The organism is Rathayibacter sp. VKM Ac-2929 (genome assembly GCF_022815495.1).
Classification (GTDB): domain Bacteria; phylum Actinomycetota; class Actinomycetes; order Actinomycetales; family Microbacteriaceae; genus Rathayibacter; species Rathayibacter festucae.
In genome coordinates this window covers 170,246-185,311 of sequence record NZ_JALGRV010000002.1, presented here as the reverse complement: position 1 = coordinate 185,311, position 15,066 = coordinate 170,246, and the positions used below count along the sequence as shown (strand labels likewise).

Sequence of the window (15,066 nt, the reverse complement as noted above, 5' to 3'; positions counted from 1 at the left end):
GGGATCAGGACGCGGCGGGAGCGGACGGCGACTCGACGGTGATCGAGCCGTCGATGATGCCCTCCTTGATGGTGTCCAGCTCGCCCTGCAGGTCGGCCGAGACCTTCGACTCGAAGTCGTGGAACGGCGCGATGCCGACACCGTCGTTCTCGAGCGTGCCCACGTACGGGGTCGCGTCGAAGGCGTCGGCGCCCGCGGTGGAGGTGACGTCGGTCGTGCCGGCCTCGATGCCCTTGAGGATCGAGGTCAGGTACAGGTCGCCGCCGTCGGGGTAGGTCTCGTACAGGTCGGCGTCGACACCCACCATGGCGATCTCCTTGCCGGAGTCGCGGATGGCCTCGATGGCCGACTGGAAGATCGGGCCGCCGACCGGGAGGATGACGTCGGCGTTCTGGTCGATCAGGGACTGCGCGGCCGACTTGGCCTCGACACCGGCAGCGAAGCCTCCGGTGAAGGAGCCGGTCTGCGCGGCGACGTCCCAGCCGACGACCTTGACGTCGGTGCCCTTCTGCTCGTTGTGGTACGCCACGCCGTCCGCGAAGCCGTCCATGAAGATGGTGACGGTCGGGAACTGCTGGCCGCCGTAGGTGCCCACGACGCCCGTCTTGGAGTACGACGCCGCCGCGTAGCCGGCGAGGAACGCCGACTGCGAGGTGTCGAAGGTGATCGGCTTGACGTTCGGCAGGTCGATCGACGCGTCGTCGATGATGGCGAAGTCGATGTCGGTGTTCTCCTCCGCCGCGGCCGAGGTGGCCTCGGCGAGGGCGAAGCCGACGGTGATGATCAGGTTGCAGCCCTGGTCGACGAGGCTCGTCAGGTTGGGCGCGTAGTCCGTCTCGGACTCCGAGGTGACGGTCTTCGGGGTGACGCCGAGGTCCTCGGACGCCGCGACCAGGCCGTTGTAGCCCAGCTCGTTGAACGACTTGTCGTCGAACCCGCCCGCGTCGGAGACCATGCAGGGCAGGAAGTCGCCACCGGCGGCGGCGCTCGAGCCGCTCTCCTCGGGGGCGGAGGCGCAACCGGCGAGAAGCGCGGTGACGCCCAGAGCGGCGAGACCGCCGAACGCGGCCTTACGCGTGGTGATAGTCAAGATTCGTCCTCCAAGATTCGGCCCCGCGCGCACGATCGGCACTGCAGGGCATCGATGACCTCACGTTACCCAAGGTGTCGGAACGCTCAGCCGCCGCGGAGGGCCAACTCGGGAAGCGTTACACAGTGTTGATCTTGGGGAGGAGCCGCGAGCGGCTCCTCCCCTGCGGTCGGCCCATCGAGGTGGTGCGTTCTGCAGAGCGTGTCGCGTCGGGCTGGCCGGAATCGCTGGCACGCGATTCCGGCTCGCGGCCCTCGACCCTGCGGGCGAGGGAGTCCGGGAGGCCCGCGCCGCGGAGGGGCACATGTCCAGCCAGGGGCATTGCCAGCTGCTCACGGCGCGCGCCCTCAGCGCGCGCGGTCCCACGGGCATGCTGATCGAGGAGTGCGCGGAGCGCGCGTGTCGAGATCCACCTGTTCCAGGACGACGGATCTCGGGACGATCGACTAGAGGACGTCGGTGCGGCCCGAGAGGCGGAGGGCGTCGACGACGCCCTTCACCTTCTGGGCGTTCTCCGTGGTGGTGACGAGGAGGGCGTCGGGGGTGTCGACGACGACGATGTCCTTCACGCCGATCAGCGCGATGGTGCGGTTGCCGCCGCTGACCACGATGCCGGTGGCGGAGTCGGCCAGGACGCGGGCGTCCTCGCCGAGGATGGCCAGGTCGGAGCGCAGGCCGCTCGCGTGCAGCTTCGCGATGGAGGCGAAGTCGCCGACGTCGTCCCAGGAGAAGTGGCCGGGGACGACGGCGAGCTTGCCCTCCGCGGCGGCCGGCTCGGCGACCGAGTAGTCGATCGCGATCTTCTCCAGGCCCGGCCAGATGCGGTCGACGACCGCGCCGCGCTCCGGGGTGTCCCACGCCTCGGCGAGCTCGAGCAGGCCGGCGAGCAGCTTCGGCTTCGAGCGGCCGAGCTCCTCGAGCAGGCGGTCGGCGCGGGCGATGAACATGCCGGCGTTCCAGAGGTACTGACCGCTCTGCACGTAGGTGCGGGCGGTGTCGGCGTCGGGCTTCTCGACGAAGGAGTCGACGGCGAGCGTGTGCGCGGCGCCCTCGATGCCGAGGTGGTCGCCGGTGCGGATGTAGCCGAAGCCCACCGCCGGCTCGGTCGGCGTGATGCCGATCGTCGCGATGAAGCCGGCGTCGGCGGCGACGACCGCCTCGGCCACCGCGTCGTGGAAGAGGTGCTGACCGCTGATCACATGGTCGGCCGCGAACGAGCCGATGATCACGCCGGGCTCGCGGCGCTCGAGGATCGCGGCGGCGAGGCCGATCGCGGCGGAGGAGTCGCGCGGCTCGCTCTCGAGGACGACGTTGAGGTCCTCGAGGCTCTCGAGCTGGCGCTCCACGGCGGCGCGGTGCGCACGGCCGGTGACGACCATGATGCGGTCGGCGCCCGAGATCGGCGCGAGGCGGTCCCAGGTGTCGCGGAGCAGGGTCTGGCCCGAGCCGGTGAGGTCGTGCAGGAACTTGGGGGCGTCGGCCCGGGAGAGCGGCCACAGCCTCGAGCCGATCCCGCCTGCCGGGATCACGCTGTAGAAGCGGTCGAGCGGGGCGCGGCCATCGGTCTCAGGTGATGTCATGTCCGCAGGATACAAGGGCGCCCGGACGTGTCCGTCCGTTCACCCGGGCGCGCTCCCGCGTTCACACGGCGCCCGTACCGTCCGGAGGGTGAGAGTCGCGGTCGTCACGGAGAGCTTCCTCCCGTCGTTGAACGGTGTCACCACGAGCGTCCTCCGGGTCCTCGACGAGTTCGCGGCGCGCGGGATCGAGGCCCTCGTCGTCTGCCCTGCCGCGGGGGCGCCCGGGCACTACGCCGGCCACCGCGTCGTCGAGCACCCGGCGATCGCCTACCGCGACTTCCCCGTCGGGATCCCGACGCTCGCGCTCACCCGCGAGCTCGCCGACTTCGAACCCGACGTCGTGCACGTCGCCTCGCCCTTCCTTCTGGGGGCGCGCGCCATCGCGTCCGCGAACCGGCTCGGGGTGCCCAGCGTCGCGATCTACCAGACCGACGTCGCGCGCTTCGCCGCCCGCTACGGCATCCGCGGCGCCCGGGCCCTGGCCTGGCGGGTGATCCGCCAGATCCACGCGGGCGCGGACCTCACCCTCGCCCCCTCGACCAGTGCGCTCGACGACCTCGCCGCCGCCGGGATCGAGCGCACCGCGCTCTGGGGGCGCGGCGTGCAGAGCGACCGCTTCCACCCGCGGATGCGCTCCTCCTCCTACGCCGCCGAGGTGCGGGCGCCGGTCGCCGCCGGCGACGCGCTCGTCGGCTACATCGGCCGCCTCTCCCCCGAGAAGCGGGTCGAGCGCCTGGCGTCCCTCTCCTTTCTTCCGGGCGCGGACCTGGTCGTCGGCGGCTACGGACCCTCCTCCTCTCGGGTCGCGGCGGCTCTCGGCTCCTCGGCGCGGATGCTCGGGCGACTCGACGGGGAGCGCCTGCCCGCGGTCTTCGCCGCGCTGGACGTCTTCGTGCACACCGGCACCGAGGAGACCTTCGGCCAGACCGTGCAGGAGGCGCAGGCCTCGGGCACCGCCGTCGTCGCCCCGCACGCCGGCGGCCCGACCGATCTGATCGAGCACGGGGTCGACGGACTGCTCTACGCGCCGGAGAGCGACTCCGATCTCCGCCGGCAGGTCGAGCGGCTCCTGGGCGACCCGCAGCTCCGCTCCCGGCTCGGCGAAGCGGGCCGCCGCCGCGTGCTGCACCGCACCTGGAGCGCGCTCACGGACGAGCTCCTCGCGCACTACGCGACGGTCGGCGCGCCCGTGTCGATGGCCCGCGGCAGCTAAGGCTCGCCTAAGCCGCGGCGATCGGGCCCGGCGCTTAGAATCGTCGAGCGAGTGTTCTCGCCGCTCCTCCGCCCCGCCCGCGTCCTCGAGTCGCGGGTCCGGTCAGGCCGACGGAGCAGTCAACCAGGGAGGGTTGTTCGTGTCAGTTTCAGCTGCTCAAACCCTCGCACCCCGGAAGCAGGGGAAGATCCGCCGTCCGGCCGGAACCCTCTACCGCGGTCGCGAAGGCATGTGGTCGTGGGTGCTGCACCGGATCACCGGTGTCGCCATCTTCTTCTTCCTCCTCGTGCACGTCCTCGACACGGCCCTCATCGCCGTGAGCCCCGAGGCGTACAACGCGGTCATCGCCCAGTACAAGAACCCGATCATGGGCCTCGGCGAGACCGGCCTCGTGGCCGCGATCGCGTTCCACGCCATGAACGGCCTGCGCATCATCCTGGTCGACTTCTGGAGCTGGGCCACTCGCCACCAGCGCCTGCTCTTCTGGGTCGTCATCGGCCTGTGGGTCGTGCTGATGCTCGGCTTCGCACCCCGCCACCTCATCAACGTCTTCAGCGAGGGAGGTGCCCATTGAGCACCGTCGCCGCACCGCGGACTCCGCACGTCCCGACCCGCTCCTCCGGCACCAACTGGGAGAAGTGGGGCTGGATCTACATGCGCGCCTCCGGCGTCGTGCTGATCGTCCTGATCTTCGGGCACCTGATCTTCAACCTGCTGCTCGGCGACGGCATCAAGGCCATCGACTTCGGCTTCGTCGGCGGCAAGCTCGCCAACCCGTTCTGGCAGTGGTGGGACGTCGCGATGCTCTGGCTCGCGCTCATCCACGGCGGCAACGGCATGCGCACGCTGGTCAACGACTACGCGACCTCGCCGCTGCTGGCCCGCGTCTTCAAGGGCGGCATCGTCGTCTCGGTCGTCGCGCTGATCGCGCTCGGCACCTACGTCGTCTTCGGCTTCAACCCCTGCCCCACCGGCGGGGACCCGAGCCTGCTGCCCTCCTTCTGCGCCGCCTAGGCGCCCGGTGCCGCGCGGTGCGTCCGCGCGGCACCGTCACGCCCCCGGGAGCGCCCCTCCCCCACTCCCGCCCTTCCACCCCGTTCAACGGAGCAGTCACCCAGTGAGCACACCAGGCCACGTCCACAGCGGCGGCGCTGATCAGAGCGCCTTCACCCAGACCCTCGGCGCCGACGGCGTCCACTACCACCAGTTCGACGTGGTGATCGTGGGAGCCGGCGGAGCGGGCATGCGCGCCGCGATCGAGGCAGGGCCCAAGGCGAAGACCGCCGTCATCTCCAAGCTGTACCCGACGCGCTCGCACACCGGTGCGGCGCAGGGCGGCATGGCCGCCGCCCTCGCGAACGTCGAGGAGGACAGCTGGGAGTGGCACACCTTCGACACGGTCAAGGGCGGCGACTACCTCGTCGACCAGGACGCGGCGGAGATCCTCGCGAAGGAGGCCATCGACGCGGTCATCGACCTCGAGAACATGGGCCTCCCGTTCAACCGCACCGAGGACGGCAAGATCGACCAGCGCCGCTTCGGCGGCCACACCCGCGACCACGGCAAGGCGCCCGTGCGCCGGGCCTGCTACGCGGCGGACCGCACCGGCCACATGATCCTGCAGACGCTGTTCCAGAACTGCGTCCGCCTGGGCATCAACTTCTACAACGAGTTCTACGTGCTCGACCTGGTGATGACCGAGGTCGACGGCGTCAACAAGCCGTCGGGCGTCGTCGCCTACGAGCTGGCGACCGGCGAGCTGCACGTCTTCCAGGCGAAGGCGATCATCTTCGCCACCGGCGGCTTCGGCAAGATCTACAAGACGACGTCGAACGCGCACACCCTCACGGGCGACGGCGTCGGCATCATCTGGCGCAAGGGCCTCCCCCTCGAGGACATGGAGTTCTTCCAGTTCCACCCGACCGGCCTCGCCGGGCTCGGCATCCTCCTGACCGAGGGAGCGCGAGGAGAGGGAGCGATCCTCCGCAACGCCTCGGGCGAGCGCTTCATGGAGCGCTACGCCCCCACCATCAAGGACCTCGCGCCGCGCGACATCGTCGCCCGCTGCATGGTCCAGGAGGTGGCGGAGGGCCGCGGCGCCGGCCCGCACAAGGACTACGTGCTGCTGGACTGCACCCACCTCGGCGCCGAGGTGCTCGAGACGAAGCTCCCGGACATCACCGAGTTCGCCCGCACCTACCTGGGCGTCGACCCGGTCGTCGAGCCGGTGCCGGTCATGCCGACCGCGCACTACGCGATGGGCGGCATCCCGACCAACGTCAAGGCCGAGGTCCTCTCGGACAACACCACCGTCGTCCCCGGCCTCTACGCCGCCGGCGAGTGCGCCTGCGTCTCGGTGCACGGCTCGAACCGCCTCGGCACCAACTCGCTGCTCGACATCAACGTCTTCGGGAAGCGCAGCGGCAACAACGCCGCGGACTACTCGCAGACCGTCGACTTCACTCCCCTGCCCGAGAACCCCGCCGGCGCGATCCGCGACATGCTCGCCTCGCTCCGCGGCGCCACCGGCACCGAGCGGATCGCCTCGATCCGCAAGGAGCTGCAGGACGAGATGGACAAGAACGCCCAGGTGTTCCGCACCGACGAGTCGCTCGAGCAGGTCACCGGCACCATCCAGCGCCTGCGCGACCGGTTCCGCAACATCTCGGTGCAGGACAAGGGCAAGCGCTTCAACACCGATCTCCTGGAGGCCGTCGAGCTCGGCTTCCTCCTCGACCTCGCCGAGGTCGTCGTCTACTCCGCTCGGAACCGCAAGGAGAGCCGCGGCGGTCACATGCGCGACGACTTCCCCAAGCGCGACGACGAGAACTACATGCAGCACACGATGGCGTACCTCTCCGGTGACGCCCACTCCTCCGACGCGGGCGACCACATCCGCCTCGATTGGAAGCCCGTCGTGATCACCCGGTACCAGCCGATGGAGAGGAAGTACTAGTCGTGTCGTCCGCCACTCTCGAGCAGCCCCCCGCCGCACCCGCGGCCCCGGAGGCGTTCACCGTCACGTTCATCATCCGCCGCTTCGACCCGGAGCAGGACACCGAGCCGCGCTGGCAGGACTTCGACGTCGAGATGTTCTCGACCGACCGCGTCCTCGACGCGCTGCACCGGATCAAGTGGGACCAGGACGGCTCGCTGACCTTCCGCCGCTCCTGTGCGCACGGCATCTGCGGCTCCGACGCGATGCGGATCAACGGCCGCAACCGCCTGGCCTGCAAGACGCTGATCAAGGACCTCGACATCTCGCAGCCGATCTACATCGAGGCGATCAAGGGCCTGCCCCTCGAGAAGGACCTCGTCGTGGACATGGAGCCGTTCTTCGCCTCCTACCGCGAGGTGCAGCCGTTCCTGATCGCGAACACCCCGCCGACCAAGGGCAAGGAGCGCGTGCAGTCGGTCGCCGACCGCGCCCGCTTCGACGACACCACCAAGTGCATCCTCTGCGCCGCGTGCACGTCGTCCTGCCCCGTGTTCTGGACGGACGGCCAGTACTTCGGCCCGGCCGCGATCGTGAACGCGCACCGCTTCATCTTCGACTCGCGCGACGACGCCGGTGGAGCCCGCTTGGACATCCTCAACGACAAGGAGGGCGTCTGGCGCTGCCGCACGACCTTCAACTGCACCGAGGCCTGCCCCCGCGGCATCCAGATCACCCAGGCGATCGCCGAGGTGAAGCAAGCCGTCATCCGCGGCCGCGCCTGACGCTTCCTCCCCGTTCGGCCCGTCGTGATCCTCGGATCCGGCGGGCCGTTCGTCGTTCCCGGTGCTCGCGGTGCCCCTCCGGCACGTGGAAGCAGGTCCGGCACGCCCGAATCCGGCCGATCAGCGAGCCCGACCCGGAATCACGAGCCGAACATCCCCGCGCCACCTCCGGCACGCGGAAACAACTCCGACACGTTGAAACCCGTCGAATCGACGACCCCGACCCGGAATCACGAGCCGAACGTCAGCCCATCCCACCTCCGGCACGCGGAAACTCCTTCGGCATGCCCGGAGACGGCGGATCGACGAGCCGGACCTCGAATCGCGAGCCCGACGTTTCCGGCGCCGGCCCTCGGTCGTCTCCTCCACAGTCGGCGGTGAGCGCGAGCACTCCACCGAACGGGCGATCAGGTCCGCACGGATCGCCGTCCGACGGCAGAGTCGGCGGATGCAGTACGGAGTGCACCACATCGGCTACCTTCACGCGGTCGGCGTCGACGCCACGGCCGCCGTGCGATCGGGGGCGCTGCGCCGCATCAGGCGCGGTTGGTACGCGTCGCCGCACGCGTCGGCGGAGGAGCTGCGCGCGGCGGAGGCCTGCGGGTCGCTGTCCTGCATCTCGCTGCTGGCGGAGGCGGGCGCTTTCCGCCCGCCCGACACCCGACTCCACCTCGCCATCACCTCCAGCTCGCGCCCGCGGCCGCGAGAACTGGGCGACGACGTGGTCGCGCACTGGAGTCGCCGTGCACGGCCGACGGAGTACCGCTCCATCCGGACGACGCGCATCGGAGCGCTGACCCAGGTCTTCCTCTGCCAGCCTCTCGAGCTCGCCGTCGCCGTCGCCGATTCGTGCCTGCGCCTGCGCCTCATCGGGGCCGATGGTCTCGCCCAGGCGCTGGCGGCACTGCCCCGTCGCTTCGCCGTCGTCGCGGAACTCGTCGACGCCCGGTCGGAGTCCGGGACGGAGTCCGTCACTCGGGTCCGCCTGCATCTGCTCGGCATCGGGTGCGACATCCAGGTCGAGATCGACGGCGTCGGCAGGGTCGACCTGGTGATCGACGGGTGGCTGCTCCTCGAGATCGACGGTCGCGCCTGGCACGACGACCCCCGGGCCTTCCAGCGAGACCGGGATCGCGACCGAGCGGCAGCCGAGCGCGGATACACGACGCTCCGCTTCACCTACGCGGACGTGATGCATCACTGGCCGCGCACCCGCGACAGCATCCTCGCGGTCCGCGCCCGCGGCCCGCTCCGCTGAGCCCCGCCCGCCCGGCGCGAGCACCCGTCCCGTGACGATCAGAGGCGCACGGGTTGAGGAAGCCGAGGTCGTCGGGCGACGACCGGCCGGCAGCGCCGATGCTCCGGCACGCGGAACAGGCTCCGGCACGCAGGAGGGGCGTGCTTCCGCGAGCCGGAGGTCCTTCCACGAGCCGAGGGTCGCGTCGGGGCCGTTCGGGCACGCGGAAACCGCTCGGGCACGTCAGAATCGGCCGGAGCCACGAGCCGGAGGTGATTCTGCGAGCCGGAGGTCTCGCGGACGAGGTCGGGCACGCGGAAACAGCTCCGGCACGCCGGAAGTCCGCGATTCCACGAGCCGAGGATCGTTCCGCGAGCCGGACGTGACGGCGTCGGCGCCTCGGCACGCGAGACGAGCCTCGGCTCGTCAGAAGCGCACAGGACGACGAGCCGGAGGCGATTCCGCGAGCCGGAGGCGATTCCGCGAGCCGGAGGCGATTCCGCGAGCCGGAGGTCGCGCGGACGAGCTTCGGCACGCGGAAACCACCTCGGCACGCGGGATGCAAGCAATTCCACGAGCCGAGGATCATTCCGCGGGCCGGAGGTCGCGCCGCCGGGGTCCGGCACGCAGGAACTGCTCCGGCACGTCGGATGTGCGGCATTCGACGAGCCGGAGGCGATTCGACGAGCCGGAGGTGATTCTGCGAGCCGGAGGTCGCGCCGCCGCGGTCCGGCACGCGGGAACTGCTCCGACACGTCGGATGTGCGGCATTCGACGAGCCGGAGGCGACCCCGCTAGCCGGAGGTCGCGTCGCCGCGCGCGGCGGAGGCGTGCGTCTCGGAGGCGCGCCCGGCGCCTCTACGCTGGAGGGCATGACGGAGGCGGCGACCGAGGCACCGCGCGGCATCCCGGCGCTGTTCGAGCGGATCATGCGGACGCGGCCGGTGCGGGTGATGCTGCACTACTCCGAGAGCGGCGGGCCGCTGTTCGCGTCGGGGCTGGCGTTCCAGGCGCTGTTCGCGATCTTCGCGGCGCTGTTCGTCTTCTTCGCGGTCTTCGGCTTCGTCCTGCGCGACAACGCGGCGCTGCGCGACTCGCTCCTGCAGCTGCTCACCAGCTCGGTGCCCGGGCTGATCGGCGACAAGAACTCGCTGGTCTCCATCGACACGCTGCTCGACTCCACGATCCTCGGCTGGACCGGGGTGATCGCCGCGGCGGGTCTGCTCTGGACGGCGCTCAACTTCCTCGGCAGCCTCCGCCAGGCCGTCCGGATCCTGTTCTCCCTGCCCGGTCCGACCGTCCTGTTCGTGCTGCTCAAGCTCAAGGACGCGGGGCTCGCGCTCGTCTTCGGCGCCGTGCTGATCGTCTCGGCGGCGCTCTCGGTCTTCTCGACCTCGTTCGTCGACGTCGCGTTCGACGTCCTCGGGATCGGCAGCGACTCGACCCTCGGCCGGGTCACCGGCACCGTCGTCGGCCTGCTGATCATGCTCGCGCTCGACACCGCGACGCTCGCCGGCTCGTTCCGGATCCTCAGCGGCATCCCGATCCCGTGGAAGAACCTCTGGGTCGGCGCGCTGATGGGCGGGATCGCGCTCGGCGCGCTCAAGGTCCTCGGGACGCAACTGCTCGGCGGCGCCTCGCGCAACCCGCTGCTCGCCTCGTTCGCCGTCCTGATCGGTCTGCTGATCTGGTTCAACCTGGTCTGCCAGGTGATACTGATCGTCGCCTCCTGGATCTCGGTGGGCATGAGCGACGCCGGCATCTCGGCGCGCAAGCGCACGCCGGACGAGATCGAGCGCGAGCGCGAGGAGCAGCTGCGCCTCGCCCGCCGCACCCTCGCCGAGGCGGAGCGCGAGCGCCTGCGCGCCGCCCTGCCGGACGCCTCGCTGCTCAAGCGCCGACGCTTGGAGAAGCAGCTCTCGCGCCTCGATGACGAGCTGGCCGACGCGGCCGCCTGACTCCGCGGCAGTCGCTGTCCGCGACGCACGCTCTCCTCGACGCTGCTGCGGCGTCGGAGCCCCCCGAGCGGAACGACGTCCGACGAATATGTCCGTTTCTGTTGACAGCGGACACGAACGGGTCTAAAAAGATGTAAACGCAGATCCGAGGTCGACACCGACACCGCGGACGAGGCGTAGCATCTCGCGAGACGACGGAGTCCACATGTACGCACCGGAGCGGCACCAGGCGATCCTGGACCGCGCCCGCACCGACGGGCGGGTCGAGGTCCGCGACCTCGCGCAGTCCCTCGCGGTCACGCCCGAGACGATCCGGCGCGACCTCACCAGCCTGGAGAAGCGCGGCCTGCTGCGCCGGGCCCACGGCGGGGCCATCCCCGTCGAGCGCCTCGGCATCGAGCCCGAGGTCGCCGCCCGCGAGGGCCACCTCGCCGCGGAGAAGGACCGCATCGCCACCGCCGCGCTGGCCGAGGTCCCCGACGGCGGCTCGATCGCCATCGACGCCGGGACCACCACGGTCCGCCTCGCGGAGCTGCTCCCCCTGGACCGCCGGCTGACGGTCGTCACCCATTCCCTCCCTGTCGCGGTGGCGCTCGTCGGCCGGCCCAACATCGACCTGCACCTGCTCGGCGGGCACCTGCGCGGCGTCACGCAGGCCGCCGTCGGGCCGTGGGTCGCCCAGGTGATCCCCACCGTCTCGGTGGACGTCGCCTTCATCGGCACGAACGGCATCAGCCGGGAGCGGGGGCTCACCACCCCCGACCTCGACGAGGCCGTCGTCAAGACCGCGCTCATCGCCGCCGCGCGCCGGGTCGTCGTCCTCGCCGACCACTCCAAGTTCGGCCGCCAGGATTTCGGGCACGTCGCCCCGCTGTCCGCGATCGACACCGTCATCACCGATCGAGGAGTCGACGACGAGCTCGCCGACGACATCGAATCGGCCGGCCCGGAGGTCGTCCGCGCATGATCGTCACCGTCACCGCCAACCCCAGCATCGACGTCACCCTGTCGACGAGCGGCTTCGCCGTCGGCGAGGTCAACCGCGCCCACGGCGTGCGCCGCGACCCGGCCGGCAAGGGCGTCAACGTCGCCAGGGCCCTCGCCCGCAACGGCGTCGAGGCCACGGCGATCTACCCGGCCGACGCCTCGACCGGCCTCGACCTGCGCACCATGCTCGAGGCTGCCGGAGTCGCCTCCGCCAGCGCCGCGATCGCCGAGCCGATCCGCACCAACATCACCGTCGTCGACGACGCGACCGGCCGGACCACCAAGATCAACGAGCCCGGCCCGGCCGTCACGCCGGAGGAGGCGAAGGCGCTCTCCGCTCTGATCTGCGACCACGTCGTCGCCGGCCCGCGCTGGCTCGTCGCCTGCGGCAGCGTCCCGCCCGGCCTCGGCGACGACTTCTACCCGGCGCTCGGCCGCCTCGCCACCCACTTCGGCGTCCCCCTCGCCGTCGACACCTCCGGAGCACCGCTGACCGCGATCATCGCGGCCGGCACCGCGACGCTGGTGAAGCCCAACCTCGAGGAGCTCGAGGAGCTCCTCGGCCGCTCCCTCGCATCCGTCGGCGACGTCGTCGACGGAGCCCGCACACTCCTCCGCCTCCCGGACGCGCGAGCGCTCGTGAGCCTCGGAGAGCACGGCGCCCTCCTCGTCACGGCGGACTCGTCGTGGTGGGCGGGCGCACCCCCCGTCGTGCCCCTCAGCACCGTCGGCGCCGGCGACAGCACCCTCGCGGGCTACCTGTCGGCGACCGAGGCCTCGGAGGCGGAGCGTCTGCGGACGGCCGTCGCCTGGGGCACCGCCGCCGTCACCCTCCCGGGCAGTGAAGCCCCGGGTCCCGACTCCCTCCGCCTCGACGACGTCTCCGTCGTCGAGAACCCCGACCCCACCCTCCCGATTGGAGAACTGAGCGCATGACTGCTCTCACCGAGGCGTCGACGGTCATCGTCGACCTCACCGCCGCCACGAAGGACGACGCCACCGCGCAGCTCGCGAAGACGCTCGCCGACGCCGGCCGCGTCACCGACCTCGACGGCTTCCTCGCCGACGTCCGCGACCGCGAGTCGCAGATGGCCACCGGCATGCCCGGCGGCATCGGGATCCCCCACGCCCGCTCCTCGCACGTCGTCTCGCCCAGCGTCGCCGTCGGCATCGCCAAGTCCGGCGTCGACTTCGGCGCCCCGGACGGCCCCGCGGACCTGATCTTCCTCATCGCCGCCCCTGACGGCGCCGACCAGGCCCACCTCAAGATCCTCGCCCAGCTCGCCCGCAAGCTGATCCACGAGTCCTTCACCGGATCCCTCCGCGCCGCCGGCAGCGGCCAGGAAGTCGCGGACATCATCGCCCGAGAGGTCGTCGTCTCGTGAAGATCGTCGCCGTCACCAGCTGCATCGCCGGCATCGCGCACACCTACATGGCGGCCGAGGCCCTCGAGCAGGCCGCCAAGAAGAAGGGCTACGACATCCAGGTCGAGACCCAGGGCGCGGCCGGCTCCGACCCGATGTCCGACCAGACGATCGCCGACGCCGACGTCGTGATCCTCGCCGCCGACCTCGAGGTCCGCGGCAAGGACCGCTTCGCCGGCAAGCCGACCCTCGAGGTCGGCACCTCGGAGGCGCTCGCGAAGGCCGCGGACGTCATCGACCGCGCCGCCGCGAAGGTCCAGGACGCCCCCGCCGCCGCCGCGACGGGCGCCCCGCGCTTCGTCGCGGTGACGAGCTGCATCGCCGGCATCGCGCACACCTACATGGCGGCCGAGGCGCTGGAGCAGGCCGCGAAGAAGCGCGGCTACCCGATCCACGTCGAGACCCAGGGCGCCGCCGGCTCGGACGAGATGACCGCGGGCGACATCGCCGCCGCGGACGTCGTCATCCTCGCCGCCGACCTCGAGATCCGCGGCAAGGACCGCTTCACCGGCAAGCCGATCCTCCAGGTCGGCGTCGCCGAGGCGCTGTCGAAGCCGGACGAGGTGCTCGACCGGGCGCTCGCCCTGCGCGGCACCGGCACGGCTCCGTCCGCCGCCCGCTCGACTCCGGCCGCGGCACCCGCCGCCCCGAAGAAGGTCGGCGTCGGCACGCGCATCCGCCAGAACCTGATGACCGGCGTCTCCTACATGATCCCGTTCGTCGCGGCGGGCGGTCTGCTGATCGCGCTGTCGTTCCTCTTCGGCGGCTACCAGATCGTCAGCTACACGCCGCAGCAGATCATCGACAACGGCTTCAACATCGCGAACATCACCGACTGGGCCGGAGTGATGTTCCTGATCGGCGGCGCAACCTTCGCGTTCCTGGTGCCGGTGCTCTCGGGCTTCATCGCCTTCGGCATCGCGGACCGGCCCGGCATCGCGCCCGGCTTCCTCGGCGGCGCCGTGGCGGTCACCGTCGGCGCCGGCTTCCTCGGCGGCCTCGCGTCCGGCTTCATCGCCGGCTACGCGGCGCTCTACATCTCGCGGATCAAGCTGCCGGCGGCCTTCAAGTCGCTGATGCCGGTGGTCATCATTCCGCTGATCGCGACCTTCATCACGGGGTTCCTGATGTTCGTCGTCCTCGGCGCCCCGCTGCGCGCGCTGAGCGAGGGACTGTCGGCCTGGCTCTCGGGCCTCACCGGCGGCAACCTGATCATCCTCGGGATCATCCTGGGCCTGATGATGGCGTTCGACATGGGCGGCCCGGTGAACAAGGTGGCCTACGCCTTCGCGACCACAGGGCTCGCCTCGGTCCCCGCGGACGGCGACCCGAACTCGGTGCAGTTCAAGGTGATGGCGATCGTGATGGCGGCCGGCATGACGCCGCCGCTGGGCCTCGCCCTCGCCACCTCGCTCCGCAAGCGCCTGTTCACCGACGCCGAGCGCCAGAACGGCAAGGCGGCCTACCTGCTGGGCGCCTCCTTCATCTCGGAGGGAGCGATCCCGTTCGCCGCGGTCGACCCGCTGCGCGTGATCCCCTCCGCCATGATCGGCTCGGCCGTCACCGGCGCGCTCGTCGCGCTCTTCGGCTCGACGCTGCGTGCCCCGCACGGCGGCATCTGGGTGACCGGGCTGGTGGGGCAGCCGCTGCTCTACCTGGTCGCGATCCTCGTCGGCATGGTGGTCACGGCGGTCTGCGTCATCATCGCGAAGAGCATCAAGCGCGCTCCGATCGTCGCCGAGGTCCCGGAGCCGGCCACGGCCCGCCCCGTCGCCGTCTGATCCGCACCGACCGACCGTCCTGAGCGGTCCCGCCGGCGGTCCCGACTCCGCGTCGCCCCTCTCCTCCGAGGGGGCG

Annotated in this window: 13 protein-coding genes; 11 read left to right on the top strand and 2 right to left on the bottom strand. The window is 71.2% G+C overall.

Annotated elements, in window-relative coordinates; all coding sequences use genetic code 11:
- Nucleotides 1–4: 4 nt before the first annotated feature.
- The gene (locus MT355_RS05515) at nucleotides 5–1,090 is read right to left on the bottom strand and encodes a BMP family protein (RefSeq protein WP_123445290.1); all 1,086 of its coding nucleotides are present in this window, start codon (nucleotides 1,088–1,090) and stop codon (nucleotides 5–7) included.
- A gap of 446 nt (nucleotides 1,091–1,536) precedes the next feature.
- On the bottom strand, nucleotides 1,537–2,670 hold the full coding sequence (locus MT355_RS05510) for a mannose-1-phosphate guanylyltransferase (RefSeq protein WP_243598823.1): 1,134 nt from the start codon (nucleotides 2,668–2,670) through the stop codon (nucleotides 1,537–1,539).
- Nucleotides 2,671–2,758: 88 nt separating this feature from the next.
- Between MT355_RS05510 and MT355_RS05505 the strand changes: the two genes are divergently transcribed.
- The 11 genes from MT355_RS05505 to MT355_RS05455 all read left to right on the top strand — a co-directional run bounded on the left by MT355_RS05505 (nucleotide 2,759) and on the right by MT355_RS05455 (nucleotide 14,990).
- Nucleotides 2,759–3,883 (top strand): glycosyltransferase family 1 protein, encoded by a 1,125-nt coding sequence (locus MT355_RS05505; protein WP_243598822.1) that lies wholly within the window; start codon nucleotides 2,759–2,761, stop codon nucleotides 3,881–3,883.
- A 139-nt stretch (nucleotides 3,884–4,022) separates the two neighbouring features.
- Nucleotides 4,023–4,457: a succinate dehydrogenase, cytochrome b556 subunit gene (gene sdhC, locus MT355_RS05500; protein ID WP_132435881.1), complete on the top strand. Its 435-nt coding sequence runs from the start codon at nucleotides 4,023–4,025 to the stop codon at nucleotides 4,455–4,457.
- Entirely contained in the window at nucleotides 4,454–4,897 is a 444-nt protein-coding gene (locus MT355_RS05495; RefSeq protein ID WP_123702562.1) for a succinate dehydrogenase hydrophobic membrane anchor subunit, read from the top strand. The genes sdhC and MT355_RS05495 overlap by 4 nt, the downstream gene beginning before the upstream one ends.
- 199 nt (nucleotides 4,898–5,096) lie before the next feature.
- A complete protein-coding gene (sdhA, locus tag MT355_RS05490) occupies nucleotides 5,097–6,839 on the top strand; it encodes a succinate dehydrogenase flavoprotein subunit (protein WP_243582900.1) in 1,743 nt (580 codons plus the stop codon).
- A gap of 2 nt (nucleotides 6,840–6,841) precedes the next feature.
- A complete protein-coding gene (locus tag MT355_RS05485) occupies nucleotides 6,842–7,603 on the top strand; it encodes a succinate dehydrogenase iron-sulfur subunit (protein ID WP_123445284.1) in 762 nt (253 codons plus the stop codon).
- A gap of 448 nt (nucleotides 7,604–8,051) precedes the next feature.
- Nucleotides 8,052–8,861, top strand: a complete 810-nt coding sequence (locus tag MT355_RS05480; protein WP_243598821.1) for a hypothetical protein — start codon at nucleotides 8,052–8,054, stop codon at nucleotides 8,859–8,861.
- A gap of 851 nt (nucleotides 8,862–9,712) precedes the next feature.
- Nucleotides 9,713–10,798: a YhjD/YihY/BrkB family envelope integrity protein gene (locus MT355_RS05475; RefSeq protein WP_243598820.1), complete on the top strand. Its 1,086-nt coding sequence runs from the start codon at nucleotides 9,713–9,715 to the stop codon at nucleotides 10,796–10,798.
- A 205-nt stretch (nucleotides 10,799–11,003) separates the two neighbouring features.
- Nucleotides 11,004–11,765, top strand: a complete 762-nt coding sequence (locus MT355_RS05470) for a DeoR/GlpR family DNA-binding transcription regulator (RefSeq protein ID WP_123445281.1) — start codon at nucleotides 11,004–11,006, stop codon at nucleotides 11,763–11,765.
- Nucleotides 11,762–12,721, top strand: a complete 960-nt coding sequence (locus MT355_RS05465; protein ID WP_123735192.1) for a 1-phosphofructokinase family hexose kinase — start codon at nucleotides 11,762–11,764, stop codon at nucleotides 12,719–12,721. The genes MT355_RS05470 and MT355_RS05465 overlap by 4 nt, the downstream gene beginning before the upstream one ends.
- Nucleotides 12,718–13,170, top strand: a complete 453-nt coding sequence (locus MT355_RS05460; protein WP_123445279.1) for a PTS sugar transporter subunit IIA — start codon at nucleotides 12,718–12,720, stop codon at nucleotides 13,168–13,170. Before MT355_RS05465 ends, MT355_RS05460 begins: the two co-directional genes overlap by 4 nt.
- Nucleotides 13,167–14,990 (top strand): PTS fructose-like transporter subunit IIB, encoded by a 1,824-nt coding sequence (locus tag MT355_RS05455; protein ID WP_243598819.1) that lies wholly within the window; start codon nucleotides 13,167–13,169, stop codon nucleotides 14,988–14,990. Before MT355_RS05460 ends, MT355_RS05455 begins: the two co-directional genes overlap by 4 nt.
- The last annotated feature ends 76 nt before the right edge of the window (nucleotides 14,991–15,066 follow it).